Below are 14,416 nucleotides of genomic sequence, written 5' to 3'. Positions count from 1 at the left end.
CGTTTAAAGCGAGGGAATTATACATGAACGTAGCAATAATCGGAGCAATGGAAGAAGAGGTAACAATTTTACGAGACAAAATAGAAAACATGGAGCAAACAACAATTGCAGGCTGTGAATTTTACAGCGGAACATTAAATGGTGTTCAAGTAACATTATTAAAATCAGGTATCGGAAAAGTAAATGCAGCGTTAAGTACAACGATTCTGCTAAATAATTTTAAACCAGACGTTGTTATTAATACTGGTTCTGCAGGTGGCTTTTTATCTTCTTTAAATGTTGGAGATGTAGTTATTTCAACAGAAGTTCGTCACCATGATGTAGATGTAACGGTGTTTGGTTATGAATACGGTCAAGTGCCAGGTCTACCAGCTGCTTTTGTAGCAGACGAAAAGCTAATGGAAGTTGCGAAAAAAGCAGCAGAACATGTTTCTGGAATGCAAGTAGTTGAAGGGCTAATTGCAACTGGAGATTCGTTTATGAATGATCCTGTTCGCGTGGAGGCTGTACGTGAAAAAATGCCGAACCTATATGCAGCTGAAATGGAAGCCGCAGCAATCGCTCAAGTATGCCATGCATTTCAAACTCCATTTGTCGTCATTCGTGCCCTTTCCGATATTGCAGGAAAAGAGTCGAATGTGTCATTTGAACAATTTTTAAGCAAGGCAGCTCTTCATTCTTCTCAGCTCATTGAAAATATGTTAACCGAATTAAAAGGGTAAACAATCTGGAGGAAAAGGTCTTGAAAGTATATAAAAATGTCCATCAACTTATTGGTAATACGCCTATCGTAGAATTAACGCAATTCGAATTACCAGAAGGAGTACGACTTTTTGCGAAGTTAGAGTTATATAACCCAGGTGGTAGCATTAAAGACCGTCTAGGCAGAGAATTAATCGAGGCTGGAGTTCGTTCTGGAAAGTTAAAAGAAGGTGGAACAATTATTGAGCCGACTGCTGGTAATACGGGAATTGGCTTAGCGTTAGCAGCAGTTGGTACAAACTATAAAGTGATCGTTTGTGTTCCTGAAAAATTCAGTATCGAAAAACAGGAATTAATGAAAGCGCTAGGTGCTGAAATTGTCCATACACCAACTAGTGAAGGTATGAAAGGGGCAATTGCGAAAGCGCAGGCACTATTAAATGAAATTCCAAACTCCTATTGTCCGCAACAATTTGGAAATCCAGCAAACCCAGAAACATATTTTAAAACACTCGGTCCAGAAATGTGGGAACAACTAGATGGACAAATTGATGTGTTCGTAGCTGGAGCTGGTACAGGTGGAACGTTCATGGGCACTGCAAAATATTTGAAACAGCAAAAGAGCGAAGTGAAAACTGTTATTGTAGAACCAGAGGGTTCGATTTTAAATGGTGGCGAAAGTGGACCTCATAAAACAGAAGGAATTGGAATGGAGTTTCTACCAGGCTATATGGATACGGCGTACTTTGATTCGATCCATACTGTATTAGATGTAGATGCCTTTGCAAGGGTAAAAGAACTGGCCACAAAAGAAGGACTATTAGTAGGTAGTTCATCTGGCGCAGCGCTGCATGCAGCATTGGAAGAAGCAAAAGTGGCAAAACAAGGAACGAACATCGTTACTATTTTTGCAGATAGCAGTGAACGATATTTAAGTAAGAAGATTTATGAAGGGGGAATTTAAACATGCATAAAAAGACAAAGCTTATTCACGGAGGGATTGTTGGTGATCCTCATACTGGTGCGGTAAACACACCAATTTACCAAGTGAGTACGTACAAACAAGAAAAAGTAGGAGTATTTAAAGGGTACGAATATTCTCGAACAGGTAACCCTACACGTTATGCTTTAGAAGAATTAATTAAAGACTTAGAAGGTGGAAAAGCTGGTTTCGCGTTCGGTTCAGGAATGGCTGCTATCACTGCAGTAATGATGTTATTCAATAGTGGTGACCATGTTGTGTTAACGGATGATGTGTACGGCGGAACTTACCGTGTAATGACAAAAGTATTAAACAGACTTGGGATTGAGTCTACTTTTGTTGATACTAGTAACTTAAAAGAGCTAGAAGCAGCTATTCAAGATAATACGAAAGCTATTTATATTGAAACACCTACAAATCCGTTATTAAAAATTACAGACATTCAGCAAGCATCGTTAATAGCTAAACGTCGTAACCTTTTAACAATCGTAGACAATACATTTAGTACACCATACTGGCAAACACCAATTTCACAAGGTGCAGATATTGTACTTCATAGTGCAACGAAATATATCGGTGGACATAGTGATGTAGTGGCAGGTCTTGTTGTAGTTAACTCCGACAAACTAGCGGAAGACATGCATTTTGTCCAAAACTCTACAGGTGGTGTGTTAGGACCACAAGACTCTTGGTTACTAATGCGTGGAATTAAAACGCTTGGTTTACGTATGGAAGCAACAGAAAAGAACACTCGTCGTATCGTCGAGTTCCTAGAAAGTCATCCTTTCGTACAAAAAGTATATTACCCAGGATTAGAAGATCACCCAAACCACGATATTGCTAAAAAGCAAGCAGGCGGTTTCGGTGGAATGGTTTCATTCGATGTTGGTAGTGAAGAAAGAGCGGATCAAGTATTAGCAAACGTAAAATACTTCACGCTAGCAGAAAGCTTAGGAGCGGTTGAGAGTTTAATTTCTGTTCCAGCACGTATGACACACGCATCTATCCCTGCTGAACGTCGTGCAGAGCTCGGAATTACAGATGGGTTACTTCGTATCTCAGTTGGAATTGAAGATGTTGAAGACTTAATTGCAGATTTGAAAAATGGGTTAGAGGCATAAAAAAAACGAGCTAGTTTCTTTCTAGCTCGTTTTCTTGTTTATTTCCAGCTCAAATGCTCATTTTCATAGTTGAGAAGAGAAGCGAGTTGAATTAAATCGTCCTTCATTAATTGTATTTCCTCATCTGAAGAAGTCTTGATAGTAAGGTCGTTATAAATATAAAAATAATAAATAAAATTTTCTGTTACAACTTGTAAATGTACTCCACCATATTCTTGGTTGGATTGTGTCAATACTCCTCTCTCATTACCAATCTGAATTTCTTCCGATGTATAGGAAGTGGCTGGAAATTTTTTATGAGGAAGTAATAGCTCCATAGTTTCATCAACGGTTCTTTCATTTTTTTGCGTGTGTATACTTATGCTACCACCTAAAGCATACATATAAACTGCTTGACCGGTTAATGTTTTATCTTCTGTAAGGTACATGGATAATTCAGGAGCTCCAATAATACGTTCCATATGTTTTTCCGCATCCACTGGAAATACAGTACGCTCTAATCCTTTATCCGTTAAAATAATTCTGTCGTTTTCTTCGTAATAAAGGGCAGTTGAACTACCGCTCATATTTAAAAACGAACTAGTAGTATCTTTAATAGTCTGTACATTAGATACAATAAAAAATGCAATGAGGGCCACAGAAGAGAGAATAGATGCAACATAAAACCTTTTAAATATGTTAGCCTTTCGTTTTTGAACAGCTATATCACTTTTTAATCTTTGTAAAGTAACTTCCGCTCGGTCGATGTCCCACTCTGTATCATACTCCAATCTTTTTAAGGTTCGATCTAAAACATTCTCATCCGTATTCATAAAATGTTACCTCCTTTTTTAATTTTTCCTTTAATGCTTTCAGCGCTCGGAACATCGTTGCTTTTACTTTGCTTTCGGAACAATTTAAAATCAATGCCGTTTCTTCAATCGAAAAACCTTTTACTTTTCTAAGTAAGATCACTTGTTTATATGAGTCTTTTAGTTCACTTAATGCTACAAAAAGTTCTTCAGAGTTTTCCTTAATAATAAAAATCTCTTCCGCAGATAAGCCTTGTTCTCCTTTATTCCGAAATACTTCTTTAAATAATTGAATCGGTTTCATTTTTCTTATATAATCGACCGTTACGTTATGTGCAATTCGAAATAACCACGTTTTGGGAGAAGAATCTCTACGGAATCTATCGAAATTTTTATACGCTTTGACAAACGTTTCATGTGTTAAATCTTCAGCTTGTTGTGGATCTTTTACAAGTACCACTATGTATTTATAGATCGTTTGATGGTACTGGCGATACCATTGTTCTATTTCAGATTCTCGTTTATCTATCAATACGTTCACTCCTCTCTTTTAAAATTATCACTGTTTAGACGGCTAGCTAAAGGAAAAGTTGTGAAAAATGTAAAATTCATTTTTTATGTCAAAACGTTATTCCTCGTTTACCGAAATAATCCGTGATATAATATTTTTCAGGATACATAATATTCATAAATTTCATATTTGGGGGAATACGATGACAACTTCACCTGCACTAGATGCAAAAGTTCAATCTGCTTTAGAAACATTTAATCTTTTAGATGAAAAACTATGCCATTATAGTGATGTGCTAGGCTTATTAGGTTGGGATTCTAAAACGGTGGCTCCAAAAAAAGGGAGAAAGTTCTTCTCTAAAGCGATCGGAACACTGTCAACCGAATCTTTTAAACTTTCGATTTCAGAAGAAATGGGTAACTGCTTACAAGTATTAACAGAGGAAGGCGTATACGAGCAGTTGGATGATGTAACAAAGGCTTGTATTAGGGAGAGAAAAAATCAATACGAAAAATCCAAAAAAATTCCAACAGCTGAATATCAAGAGTATGTCATTCTTGTAAACAATGCGAACCAAGTTTGGGAAGAAGCTCGAGCTAATAATAATTTTTCTTCCTTCGCACCAGTGTTAGAAAAAATTGTTACAATCAAAAAGAAGTTTGCTGAATATTACGGGTATGAAGGACATCCGTATAATGCGTTATTAAACGAGTTCGAGCCGGGGTTAACAGTCGAAAAACTCGATCCATTATTTAAAGAGCTTCGTGAAAAATCAGTAAATCTATTAAACCGTATTCAGCAATCTAGTTCTCAACCGCGTAAAGATATTTTTGCACAAAAATATGATATTGACGCACAAAAGAAATTTAACCAGTATATCCTTCCGTTATTAGGCTTTGATATGAACGGCGGTCGTTTAGATGAGACGGTACATCCTTTCGCGCAGTCAGTTAATACTGGAGACGTTCGTATTACAACTCGTTATCTAGAGGAAAATGTTCGCTCAGCAATCTTCGGAACGATTCATGAAGCTGGTCATGGAATGTATGAGCAAGGGGTAAATGAAGAGTTTGAAGGAAAAGTAATTCGTCGTGGAACGTCTTTCGGTATTCATGAGTCTCAATCTCGTTTCTTAGAAAATATGGTAGCTCGTAGTAAAGAGTTTTGGACTTACTTTTATGGGGATTTACAGGATCATTTTCCAACACAATTACAAGATGTATCACTTGAAGATTTCTACCGTTCCGTTAACCTTGTAGAGCCTAGTTTTATTCGTGTCGAAGCGGATGAATTAACCTATAATCTTCACATAATGATTCGCTATGAGATTGAAAAGGCGTTAATTGGTGGAGAAATTGAAGTGAAAGACTTGCCAAAAGTATGGAATGAAAAGATGAAGGACTATTTAAATGTAACACCGGATACGGATACAGTTGGGGTGTTGCAAGATATTCACTGGTCATTTGGTGGTTTCGGCTACTTCCCATCGTATTCCTTAGGCAACCTATATGCTGCTCAAATGTTAAATACGATATTAAAGGAAATGCCGGAATTTTACACTCACATTGAAACTGGAAACTTCTCGGAAATTCGTGAGTGGCTACGTGAAAACATCCATCAATATGGGAAACTGTATACTCCAAACGAATTAATCGTAAAAGTAACAGGAGAAGAACTTAACGCGAAATATTTAGTAGAGTATTTAGAAGAAAAATATACAGCAGTATACAATATTTAAGATGAAAAGAGGTGACTTCCATGGAGGTCATCTCTTTTTTTTTACAATATTTACAAACAGAGAATAACAGCTATTTATGATAAAGTAGTAGATACAGAGGTGATTTTAGTGGATATTCAAAAACTAAAAACTAGAATGAAAGATTATCAAAGATATGCAATGATTTTAATGACTGTGAGTGTATTTTTATATATTGGTGTAGCATTTCAACATGCAGGCAAAGAGCCACTTCAAATTTATTTAATGATGGGTACAACATCTCTTTTCCTTGCTCTAGCAATCTTCTTTGTATTTCAAACGAGAAAGTTAAAAAAACTAATTAATGAACAACAAGAAGATTAAGACCGTTCCTATTAGTGGATGGTCTTATTTTTTTTGCTTTTGTTTATGCAAAAGAATTTGACCTTATAGCTCCAGAGCCTATCATCCAGGGCGAGTTGCCTACGCAAGTCAACATCATCTCCCCTTTGGCTCCCAAAGTGTTTCCTTTATCTCCTGCGGAAAAGCTCCAGTTTGATTGGACCTAAGCAAGCCGCATCCGCTTTTGATCGTCTAAGCTCCGGGCGTTAGCGGCTAGCAAACTTCCCTTTCCTTCTGTCGATAAGTCAACATCAGCTCTCTCTCGTTCGCTGTGTTTCCTATATCTCCGACAGGAAAGGTCCAGTTTGTACGCCGCTGATCGAACGCCCTGCGCTTTTGAATTTGTCGAAATAAAATTCTAAAAATTATGTTTACAAGGATGGTAATGTTGGATATAATTACCTGTGTAATAAAAAAAGTGAGATAAAGGAGGTCGAATAAAATGATCAGAATCAATGCAATGATGAAACAAACTAAATATGCTTTAAACGTTCGACCAAGCGGAGCTGTGCTCACTTATTAATGTATTGCACTAATCTTAACTTATACATTAAGCTGCAGGTGGAATGTCCGTCTGTGGCTTTTTATATGCTTTAAAAGTCGCAACGGGATACTTGCGGCTTTTTTGTGCCTAAAAACGAAGGGTGGTGAAATAGTATGACATTAAATCTTTTATTTTTAACCGTAACGATTTCAAAAAGAACACAAACGGTAGATGAATATTTACATTATGAACAAATTCACAAAAGGTTAGAGGAACAGAAAGTGCGTCAACTGCTGAACACTTATTTGTAAAACGAAAGGATATGAAAAAGAATGACATTAAATCTATTATTCATGACAGTTACAATTTCGAAAAAAACAACGTCTGTAGAAGAATATTTACATTATGAACAAGTGAGCAAAAGTATAGAAGAGCAGAAAGCTCAACATCCTTTGTACACTCATCTGTAATAACAAGGTGGTGAAAACATATGACATTAAATTTACTTTTTATAACAGTAACGATTAAACGTTACAAAGAAAGTGTAGAAGAAACACTTCATTATGAAGAAGTGCAAAAAAGAATGAACGATGAGAAAGTGAAACAACTAATGGATTACCGTCCATACTAATTTCTGAGAAATGTAGAAAGGGAGGGAATAGTGATGATCATAAAAGTAGTGTATTTACATTGGATGAAAGTGGAGGAAGATTCCACTTAGTTAAAGGAATCGGAGGGAAACGGGAATGTTTTTACATGTAATGCTTCCATCAGTTATTTGGAAACTGATTAATAAGAAACGCAGAGGATAAAGTCCTCTGCGTTTTTAGCTACTCGTTATTCTAAATAAAAGCCATTTTCACTAGCGTAGTTTTCAATACTCCAAATCCCTATTTCTTGTTTTTGTGCTTCCTTCTGGATAGATTGAAAATGATCGACATACTTCGTATTAGGCTCATATATGTAGGCAACTCTTGCCAACCCATTTCGTAGCAGTTCTTCTTGAATATTTTTATCTTCCACATAAAGGTAAGCTAATAAGCGCCCGTATCGGTCCCGCTCACTAATATCAAACTCTAGTTCAACAGTCCCGCCCTCTAACAACTTCTCAACATACTCAGTTGCTTCCACCGCGAAAGGTTGAGGCTCTTCTGGCGTAGAATGATTCATTTCAGGTGTGTCAATTAACAAAAATCTTACTCGTTCCTCTTTTCCATTAATTAAAACTCTAATTGTGTCGCCATCTATCACACTCGTAACGGGTACTTCTATTCTTTGAGCTTCTTCGCTGTTGTTTAAAGAACAAGCAGCTAATAAAGTGATTAACAATAATAATAAAATGATTTTATGTAGTTTTCTCATGCTGACCTTCCTTTTCTCACAAAATTGCCATATTTCTTTAAAGAAATGTTCAATTCTTCCAAAGTGCAACTGCCCTTTAAACACTTATACTATAAGTATAAAGGAAAAGGAAAGAGGGATGCTACATGTTTTCCGCTGTGATAGGACTTGTCATAACGTTAAGTATTTTATTAGTAATTGGTTCAGAGTTGAGTACAGAAGAAATATAAAGAAATACAAAACACACGAGAAATTAGAATCTCGTGTGTTTTATTTCGATTTAAAATATAGTCGAAATTTTATATTATTTATCCGTATTTTGTAAGAAATAAAAAGAGTATAAGTATATGGAAGTAGTACAGTAGTATGATTTTATAGTTTCGTATGTTCTTTCTCTCTCAAATATAGTATTATAACTTTACTTTGAGTTCTTCAATTTTCTCCTTAATATGTTTAACGAAGGTTTGGTCTTCTTGTAAAATAAAAATATCAATTGATTTTTTAAAGTGTTCAATTGCGAGTAGATTGTCATCCCTTAAACTATAATTATAGCCTAGATGATAATATATATCCCCTAATAAATACATGTTATTATGTTTAATACACCATCTAACACCTTCTTTACAGGTGGATATGGATTCTTCTAATCTTTTTAAACGAGTTAAAGATTTTGCCTTATTATATAATAGTTTTGTTTTAATTGTTGGATCATGAATGTATGAAATTTTAATATAATGAACCAAAGCTTCATCGTATGTCTTAATTGCATCCATATAGCAACTAGTTTCCGAATAAATAATTGCAATACTATTTAAAATTTCAACTTCTCTTTCACCTAGCAATTTTGAAGTCATTTTCGTAAGTTCAAGTGCTTCTCTTAACAATTTTAAAGAGGCATTTTTGTCATTCTTCAAATGGAAAATACAAATTCCTTCACTCCATAAAAGGAATTGTTTGTATTTCCTATTATTAATAAATAAGCTGTTTTTCTTTTCTGCTTCAACGATTTTATAGACTTCTTTGTAATCACACTTAACGAGTAAATCTCTTACTTGAGAAATTACTTCTTTAACATACGATAACCTAGGGTTGGTAGCTAGGTCATAAAAATAATTAACATCTACACCTAACCTTTCAGCTATAAAATATAATGTGTTTGCTAGCGGGTACACTTCTCCCTTTTCTATTTTACTTATTTGTGACTGTGTGCAAATACCGTCACTTAATTCCGCTTGGGAAATTCCAAGTTCAGATCTTAGGATTTTTATCTCTCTCCCAATTATTGAAAAGTCCAACTTTATACCCCCTTAAAAATATTCCTACAGTTATAATTTTTATGTAATTTAAAGAAAAATAGAGGAAAGCTTGTATTTTCTAGCCCAAATCGCCTATAATCGCAAATACGTCAATAATTAATATGTTGTATTATTCTTTATAAGAATAGTTTACTAATTTTATTGAATCTTTGTAAAATAAAAAAATTGGAGGTTGGTTGTAATGAAAAAATTCTTAATTACTCTTTTAGTTGTTTCTTGTGCATTGTTTGGTGCTAGTGCGGTGTCAGCGAGTCCATTAGAAATTACTCCTAACGAACTACCACACCGTCACTAAGGAACTGATACTTATGACGACGACTAGTACTACTAAAAAAAGTTCACCATTTTCTTGCTTCTGGTTTATTGTTGTAGATCGTGATGGGGTAGATAGAAAGAATAACTATCGCGTTGCACAGTTAGTGGATTACAAAAACAAATCTTTAGAAGAAGTTGCCAAATGGTTTGAATCATTGTTTCACGAGTACAGCGTCATCAAAGTTGGAAGAGGAACACTTCCGGCAAACTTGAAAGAAATGCCATATATTCATTATTAAGTCTCTCCTATTAAAAGGGGAGGCTTTTTTGTGTTCAATTAAATGCAATTTGTAAAAGCTAAGTTTTCTAAAAATTATACCATTAGTTGAGCGTGAAATACATTAATATTCATTATTTTACCAACAATATTTTTGACAGGTACATGCACAGAAAAGCCCACCTCTACATAAGAATTAATACTAGGCTCTTGCCTATGACAATAAGGTGGAGGTGAGAATGTGTCGAGTTTATTAGCATCAATAGGATACTTATTTCGAGAGTTAGTTTTCTTAGTTTCCTATGTGAAGAATAACGCATTTCCACAGCCATTATCCGCTGCAGATGAAGCAAAATATTTGAAGCTGATGGCAGAGGGCAATGAGGAAGCAAGAAATACACTAATCGAACATAATTTACGACTAGTCGCCCATATCGTAAAAAAGTTCGAAAACACAGGTGAGGATGCTGAAGATTTAATTTCAATTGGAACGATTGGTCTAATTAAAGCAATTGAAAGCTACCATACTGGTAAAGGAACGAAACTAGCTACTTACGCTGCTCGGTGTATCGAAAACGAAATACTAATGCATTTGAGAGCTTTGAAGAAAACGAAAAAAGACGTTTCCCTTCATGACCCGATCGGTCAAGATAAAGAAGGGAATGAAATAAGCTTAATCGATGTGTTGAAATCAGAATCAGAGGATGTTATTGATACAATTCAACTAAATATGGAATTAGAAAAAATAAAAGAATATATCGATGTATTAGATGAAAGAGAGAAAGAAGTAATTATTGGGCGTTTTGGTCTTGATTTAAAAGAAGAAAAAACACAACGTGAAATTGCTAAAGAACTTGGAATATCTAGAAGCTACGTTTCACGTATTGAAAAACGTGCGTTAATGAAAATGTTCCATGAGTTTTATCGAGCAGAAAAGGAAAAGAAAAAAACATAGTAATTGGAGCAACCGTCTATAGGCGGTTGTTTTTTTAATTAATCCGAAAATCCTCAACAATTCTACTACAATTTTCTTTAATCTGTGCGCATGCCCGGTCCAAATTTAGGTGAATGCATATGTTGTAGTATAAACCGTAAGCTAGAGGAGGAGAAAAGAGTGTACGGATATCCTTATGTAAATCCTTGTTGCCCACCTCCATATCCAATTGCGTGTGGTCGCCCTGGTTTTGGAGCTGGCTGGTTATTTGCACTAGTAGTTATTCTTTTCATTTTACTTCTACTAGGTGGAGGCTACTGGTGCCGCCAGAAGTTTTTAAGGTAGAGGATGTATATAGCGAAATGAAACGCAAATGAGGAACTTACGTTTTTATCCAGAAGCTTATGCCCGCGCATAAGCTTTCCATTTTCTCTAACTCCTTCGACTCTCGAATATTTTGTAAAACTAATAGTTTTGAATTGTGCAAAAATTAATTTTCTTTTATAATAAAGACAACTACAAAAAAGGGGGATATAACATGGCGGTAACAACTTATGTAGATACTTGGGATTTAGAAGTATTTTTTAAAGGTGGAAGTGAATCAGAGGAATTCCAAACATACTTAGAGGGTATACATACAGACCTTAACGAATTTGAAACAACTATAGCCAATTTTAACATAGAACAATTAGAAGAAGTGCTCGATCAATTTGAAAGTATCCTTAAGAAAATTGGTCAATCGTCCGCGTTTGTAAGCTGTTTATTTGCAGCAAATGTAACAGATAAAAAAGCCCAGCAGCTACAAGGAAAAGTAGCGGCATCTTATGCGAAGCTACAAGGTTTATTAAGTCAATTAGACGAACAGTTTATTCAATTAGCTGATGAGGAATGGAATACTCTCCTTTCCTCTAAATCATTAGCACCATTACAATATTTTTTAACAGAAAGAAGAAGAAGAGCAAGCGAAAAGCTATCTGCAACCGAAGAAAAATTAATTACTTCGCTATCTGTCGATGGGTATCATGCTTGGGGTAATTTATACAATTCTATTGTTGGAAGAATTAAAGTTCCTTTTGAGGGAGAAGAGCTCTCTGTTGGACAAGCTCATAATAAATTTTCAAGCGGTGATCGGTACGTTCGTAAAACAGTTTTTGAAAACTGGCAAAAAGCTTGGCGAAAAGAAGCGGATACGATTGCTTCATCCTTAAACCATTTAGCAGGTTTCCGATTATCGGTATACGAAAAACGCGGTTGGGATTCTGTGTTAAAAGAGCCACTTGATAATAACAGGATGAAAGAAGAAACGTTAAATACAATGTGGCAAGTAATCACTGATTACAAAGAGGTATTTTCCGAGTACTTACAAAGAAAAGCGAAACTTCTAGGTTTAGAGAAGCTTAGCTTTTACGACGTAGGTGCACCATTATCTCAAAATGAAACGAAGCTTTCTTACCAAGAAGGAGCAGAGTTTATTTTAGAACAATTTGCTAAATTCGGTCCAGAATTAACGAAGTTTACTCAAAAAGCATTTGAAGATCGTTGGATAGAAGCGGAAGATCGACCAGGAAAAAGACCAGGTGGCTTTTGTACTAGTTTTAAAGATTCTGGTCAATCACGAATCTTTATGACGTACTCTGGGACAATGTCCAATGTATCAACGTTAGCACATGAGCTTGGCCATGCATTCCACCAACACGCAATGGCAGGAGTACCAGTGTTAAATAGTTTATATGCAAGTAACGTTGCAGAAACGGCTTCTACTTTTGCTGAAATGATTGTTGCGGATGCGGCTGTGAAAAATGCAAAAACAGAGGAAGAAAAATTAGCATTGCTAGAAGATAAAATCCAGCGTAGTGTAGCATTTTATATGAATATATATGCTCGCTTCTTATTCGAAACAAGATTTTATGAAGAGCGTAAAAAAGGATTAGTATCAGCAGAAAGATTAGATGAGCTGATGGTAGAAGCACAAAAAGAAGCTTTTAATGACCAATTGGCTGAATACGAGCCAACATTCTGGGCATCGAAAATGCACTTCTTTATTACACAAGTGCCATTCTATAACTTCCCTTACACATTCGGTTATCTTTTCAGCCTTGGAATATATGCGCAAGCGTTAGAAGAAGGAACAGCATATGAAGAGAAGTATATTGCACTATTAAAAGATACAGCAAGCATGACAGTTGAAGATTTAGCTGCCAAACATTTAGGTGTTGACTTAACTCAACGTGACTTCTGGGAAAAAGCAGTTCAACTATCTGCTCAAGACGTAGAAGAGTTTTTAAGACTTACAGATAAATAATGGGGCTGTCCTAAAAGTTAGTACAAACTGACTTTTAGGGCTTTTTTTGTTAGTTGACCTTAAAGGGCACAAATACAAATTTTTCTTTAATAGAATGGTATAGATTTCTACTTTATTGTTCCCCAAAGAAAGAACTCTTCTTAAAAACAATAGTAGTACTCTATAGAAGATGGTATAATATCAGTCGGAACAAATTACAATATGAATTATACATAATCAATAGCCTATACTAGGAGGAAAAATATTGCGCTCGTTTTTTTATCGTTTTTTTATTGAATTAACGAACCATCGGTTATCATCTTATATCATAAAGTCTTTTGCACAATCAAAGTTAAGCAAGTTAATCGTTCCTTCCTTTGCAAAAGTGTATAACATTAACCAAGAAGAAATGCATGGCGAACTATCATCTTTTCCGACATTACAGCAACTATTTATTCGTACATTAAAACCTGGAGCTAGGAAAATAGATGAAGCATCAAACACAATCGTTAGTCCAGTAGATGCAGTTGTAGAGAAGTCTGGCCCCATTACAGAGAACCTAGAAATGATTGTAAAAGGGAAGCACTATTCGATAAAGGATATGCTGTCTGATGAAAGTATCGCAACGAAGTATATGGGTGGTACATACGTCATTCTTTACTTAAGTCCAAGCCATTACCATCGTATTCATAGCCCAATTGCCGGTCGTGTTACAAATCAATGGACGTTAGGCAAGAAATCTTATCCAGTTAACCGTTTAGGACTACTATACGGAAAGGATCCTCTTTCTAAAAATTTTCGAAAGATAACAGAACTAGAAAGTGACGGCAAGCATGTGGCTGTCGTAAAGGTTGGGGCAATGTTCGTTAATAGTATTGAGATGACTCATAAAGGTGAAGTGTTACAAAAAGGTGAGGATATGGCATACTTTTCTTTCGGCTCAACGGTAATACTTTTATTTGAAAAGGGCACTGTGGAATTGAATGATGCATTGAAAGAAAAAGCAGATGTTAAAGTAGGGCAAATTATTGCAAGTTGGAAGTGATAGATCCAATAGACTGATGGCTATCTTATTGTCATCAGTCTTTTCTTTGACAAAGAAAAAAGTCCATAAAGGACTTTAAGATGCTTTAATTTTATGGCTGAGACGACGACGTTGTATTTCTAATTCAATTAAACGAATAAAGTCTGAACTTAATTTTAATTCCGTAGCTTTAAAATATGATTCTAATAAAAGCTCATCAGAGAGTTTTCTCATACTGGGGAGGACTTAGCCTCGTACACCTCCTGCTAATATTGTATACTATCAAAAGCGATGAACTG

18 protein-coding genes are annotated in these 14,416 nt (G+C 35.5%); 13 read left to right on the top strand and 5 right to left on the bottom strand.

What is annotated here, in order from left to right:
* The first annotated feature begins 23 nt into the window (after positions 1 to 23).
* Genes mtnN through BC6307_RS15925 form a run of 3 tightly spaced genes read left to right on the top strand, consistent with a single transcriptional unit; the run spans position 24 to position 2,805 of the window.
* Positions 24 to 722, top strand: a complete 699-nt coding sequence (gene mtnN / locus BC6307_RS15935; protein WP_066414838.1) for a 5'-methylthioadenosine/S-adenosylhomocysteine nucleosidase — start codon at positions 24 to 26, stop codon at positions 720 to 722.
* Positions 723 to 742: 20 nt separating this feature from the next.
* On the top strand, positions 743 to 1,666 hold the full coding sequence (locus BC6307_RS15930) for a PLP-dependent cysteine synthase family protein (RefSeq protein WP_066414836.1): 924 nt from the start codon (positions 743 to 745) through the stop codon (positions 1,664 to 1,666).
* Positions 1,667 to 1,668: 2 nt separating this feature from the next.
* Entirely contained in the window at positions 1,669 to 2,805 is a 1,137-nt protein-coding gene (locus tag BC6307_RS15925; protein WP_066414834.1) for a bifunctional cystathionine gamma-lyase/homocysteine desulfhydrase, read from the top strand.
* A 38-nt stretch (positions 2,806 to 2,843) separates the two neighbouring features.
* Here the strand turns inward: BC6307_RS15925 and BC6307_RS15920 are convergent, their stop codons facing one another.
* Both BC6307_RS15920 and BC6307_RS15915 read right to left on the bottom strand, forming a co-directional pair.
* The gene (locus BC6307_RS15920) at positions 2,844 to 3,617 is read right to left on the bottom strand and encodes a hypothetical protein (RefSeq protein ID WP_066414828.1); all 774 of its coding nucleotides are present in this window, start codon (positions 3,615 to 3,617) and stop codon (positions 2,844 to 2,846) included.
* A complete protein-coding gene (locus BC6307_RS15915; RefSeq protein ID WP_066414820.1) occupies positions 3,604 to 4,128 on the bottom strand; it encodes an RNA polymerase sigma factor in 525 nt (174 codons plus the stop codon). The genes BC6307_RS15920 and BC6307_RS15915 overlap by 14 nt, the downstream gene beginning before the upstream one ends.
* A gap of 181 nt (positions 4,129 to 4,309) precedes the next feature.
* Here BC6307_RS15915 and BC6307_RS15910 point away from each other — a divergent pair, with 181 nt between their 5' ends.
* The 5 genes from BC6307_RS15910 (at position 4,310) to BC6307_RS15890 (ending at position 7,320) form a co-directional block, all read left to right on the top strand.
* Positions 4,310 to 5,845 carry a carboxypeptidase M32 gene (locus BC6307_RS15910; RefSeq protein ID WP_066414817.1) on the top strand — a complete coding sequence of 512 codons (1,536 nt, stop codon included), beginning with the start codon at positions 4,310 to 4,312 and terminating at the stop codon, positions 5,843 to 5,845.
* 108 nt (positions 5,846 to 5,953) lie between these two features.
* Positions 5,954 to 6,187, top strand: a complete 234-nt coding sequence (locus tag BC6307_RS15905; protein ID WP_066414814.1) for a YrhC family protein — start codon at positions 5,954 to 5,956, stop codon at positions 6,185 to 6,187.
* A gap of 675 nt (positions 6,188 to 6,862) precedes the next feature.
* Entirely contained in the window at positions 6,863 to 7,000 is a 138-nt protein-coding gene (locus tag BC6307_RS15900; protein WP_084380354.1) for a YrzI family small protein, read from the top strand.
* A gap of 21 nt (positions 7,001 to 7,021) precedes the next feature.
* Positions 7,022 to 7,159 carry a YrzI family small protein gene (locus BC6307_RS15895; RefSeq protein WP_084380352.1) on the top strand — a complete coding sequence of 46 codons (138 nt, stop codon included), beginning with the start codon at positions 7,022 to 7,024 and terminating at the stop codon, positions 7,157 to 7,159.
* Between the two features lie 20 nt (positions 7,160 to 7,179).
* The gene (locus BC6307_RS15890) at positions 7,180 to 7,320 is read left to right on the top strand and encodes a YrzI family small protein (protein ID WP_084380350.1); all 141 of its coding nucleotides are present in this window, start codon (positions 7,180 to 7,182) and stop codon (positions 7,318 to 7,320) included.
* 206 nt (positions 7,321 to 7,526) lie between these two features.
* Here the strand turns inward: BC6307_RS15890 and BC6307_RS15885 are convergent, their stop codons facing one another.
* Both BC6307_RS15885 and BC6307_RS15880 read right to left on the bottom strand, forming a co-directional pair.
* Positions 7,527 to 8,051 (bottom strand): thermonuclease family protein, encoded by a 525-nt coding sequence (locus BC6307_RS15885; protein WP_066414812.1) that lies wholly within the window; start codon positions 8,049 to 8,051, stop codon positions 7,527 to 7,529.
* A gap of 389 nt (positions 8,052 to 8,440) precedes the next feature.
* On the bottom strand, positions 8,441 to 9,325 hold the full coding sequence (locus BC6307_RS15880) for a helix-turn-helix domain-containing protein (protein ID WP_066414810.1): 885 nt from the start codon (positions 9,323 to 9,325) through the stop codon (positions 8,441 to 8,443).
* Between the two features lie 329 nt (positions 9,326 to 9,654).
* On the opposite strand from BC6307_RS15880, the gene BC6307_RS15875 reads away from it, so the two are divergent.
* From BC6307_RS15875 to BC6307_RS15860, 5 genes are all read left to right on the top strand, one after another.
* Complete coding sequence (locus tag BC6307_RS15875; protein ID WP_066414807.1) at positions 9,655 to 9,900, top strand: hypothetical protein; 246 nt, start codon at positions 9,655 to 9,657, stop codon at positions 9,898 to 9,900.
* A gap of 219 nt (positions 9,901 to 10,119) precedes the next feature.
* Positions 10,120 to 10,833: an RNA polymerase sporulation sigma factor SigK gene (sigK, locus tag BC6307_RS15870; protein ID WP_066414802.1), complete on the top strand. Its 714-nt coding sequence runs from the start codon at positions 10,120 to 10,122 to the stop codon at positions 10,831 to 10,833.
* A 159-nt stretch (positions 10,834 to 10,992) separates the two neighbouring features.
* Positions 10,993 to 11,157: a sporulation protein YjcZ gene (locus tag BC6307_RS24835; RefSeq protein WP_157076625.1), complete on the top strand. Its 165-nt coding sequence runs from the start codon at positions 10,993 to 10,995 to the stop codon at positions 11,155 to 11,157.
* Positions 11,158 to 11,350: 193 nt separating this feature from the next.
* Positions 11,351 to 13,114, top strand: a complete 1,764-nt coding sequence (locus tag BC6307_RS15865) for a M3 family oligoendopeptidase (protein WP_066414800.1) — start codon at positions 11,351 to 11,353, stop codon at positions 13,112 to 13,114.
* A gap of 244 nt (positions 13,115 to 13,358) precedes the next feature.
* Positions 13,359 to 14,138: a phosphatidylserine decarboxylase gene (locus tag BC6307_RS15860; RefSeq protein WP_066414797.1), complete on the top strand. Its 780-nt coding sequence runs from the start codon at positions 13,359 to 13,361 to the stop codon at positions 14,136 to 14,138.
* Positions 14,139 to 14,213: 75 nt separating this feature from the next.
* Here the strand turns inward: BC6307_RS15860 and sda are convergent, their stop codons facing one another.
* Positions 14,214 to 14,351: a sporulation histidine kinase inhibitor Sda gene (gene sda / locus BC6307_RS15855; protein ID WP_066414795.1), complete on the bottom strand. Its 138-nt coding sequence runs from the start codon at positions 14,349 to 14,351 to the stop codon at positions 14,214 to 14,216.
* Positions 14,352 to 14,416: the final 65 nt, after the last annotated feature.

It is taken from the genome of Sutcliffiella cohnii (assembly GCF_002250055.1).
Classification (GTDB): domain Bacteria; phylum Bacillota; class Bacilli; order Bacillales; family Bacillaceae_I; genus Sutcliffiella; species Sutcliffiella cohnii.
Note: the sequence above shows the minus strand (reverse complement) of the source record. Positions and strands in the feature narration are given on the sequence as shown.

Excerpts from the sequence above, each read along its gene's own strand:
- mtnN (WP_066414838.1), top strand. The coding sequence starts at position 24 with ATGAACGTAGCAATAATCGGAGCAATGGAAGAAGAGGTAACAATTTTA.
- BC6307_RS15925 (WP_066414834.1), top strand. The coding sequence starts at position 1,669 with ATGCATAAAAAGACAAAGCTTATTCACGGAGGGATTGTTGGTGATCCT.
- BC6307_RS15920 (WP_066414828.1), bottom strand. The coding sequence starts at position 3,617 with ATGAATACGGATGAGAATGTTTTAGATCGAACCTTAAAAAGATTGGAG.
- BC6307_RS15910 (WP_066414817.1), top strand. The coding sequence starts at position 4,310 with ATGACAACTTCACCTGCACTAGATGCAAAAGTTCAATCTGCTTTAGAA.
- BC6307_RS15900 (WP_084380354.1), top strand. The coding sequence starts at position 6,863 with ATGACATTAAATCTTTTATTTTTAACCGTAACGATTTCAAAAAGAACA.
- BC6307_RS15895 (WP_084380352.1), top strand. The coding sequence starts at position 7,022 with ATGACATTAAATCTATTATTCATGACAGTTACAATTTCGAAAAAAACA.
- BC6307_RS15890 (WP_084380350.1), top strand. The coding sequence starts at position 7,180 with ATGACATTAAATTTACTTTTTATAACAGTAACGATTAAACGTTACAAA.
- BC6307_RS15885 (WP_066414812.1), bottom strand. The coding sequence starts at position 8,051 with ATGAGAAAACTACATAAAATCATTTTATTATTATTGTTAATCACTTTA.
- BC6307_RS15875 (WP_066414807.1), top strand. The coding sequence starts at position 9,655 with ATGACGACGACTAGTACTACTAAAAAAAGTTCACCATTTTCTTGCTTC.
- BC6307_RS15865 (WP_066414800.1), top strand. The coding sequence starts at position 11,351 with ATGGCGGTAACAACTTATGTAGATACTTGGGATTTAGAAGTATTTTTT.
- sda (WP_066414795.1), bottom strand. The coding sequence starts at position 14,351 with ATGAGAAAACTCTCTGATGAGCTTTTATTAGAATCATATTTTAAAGCT.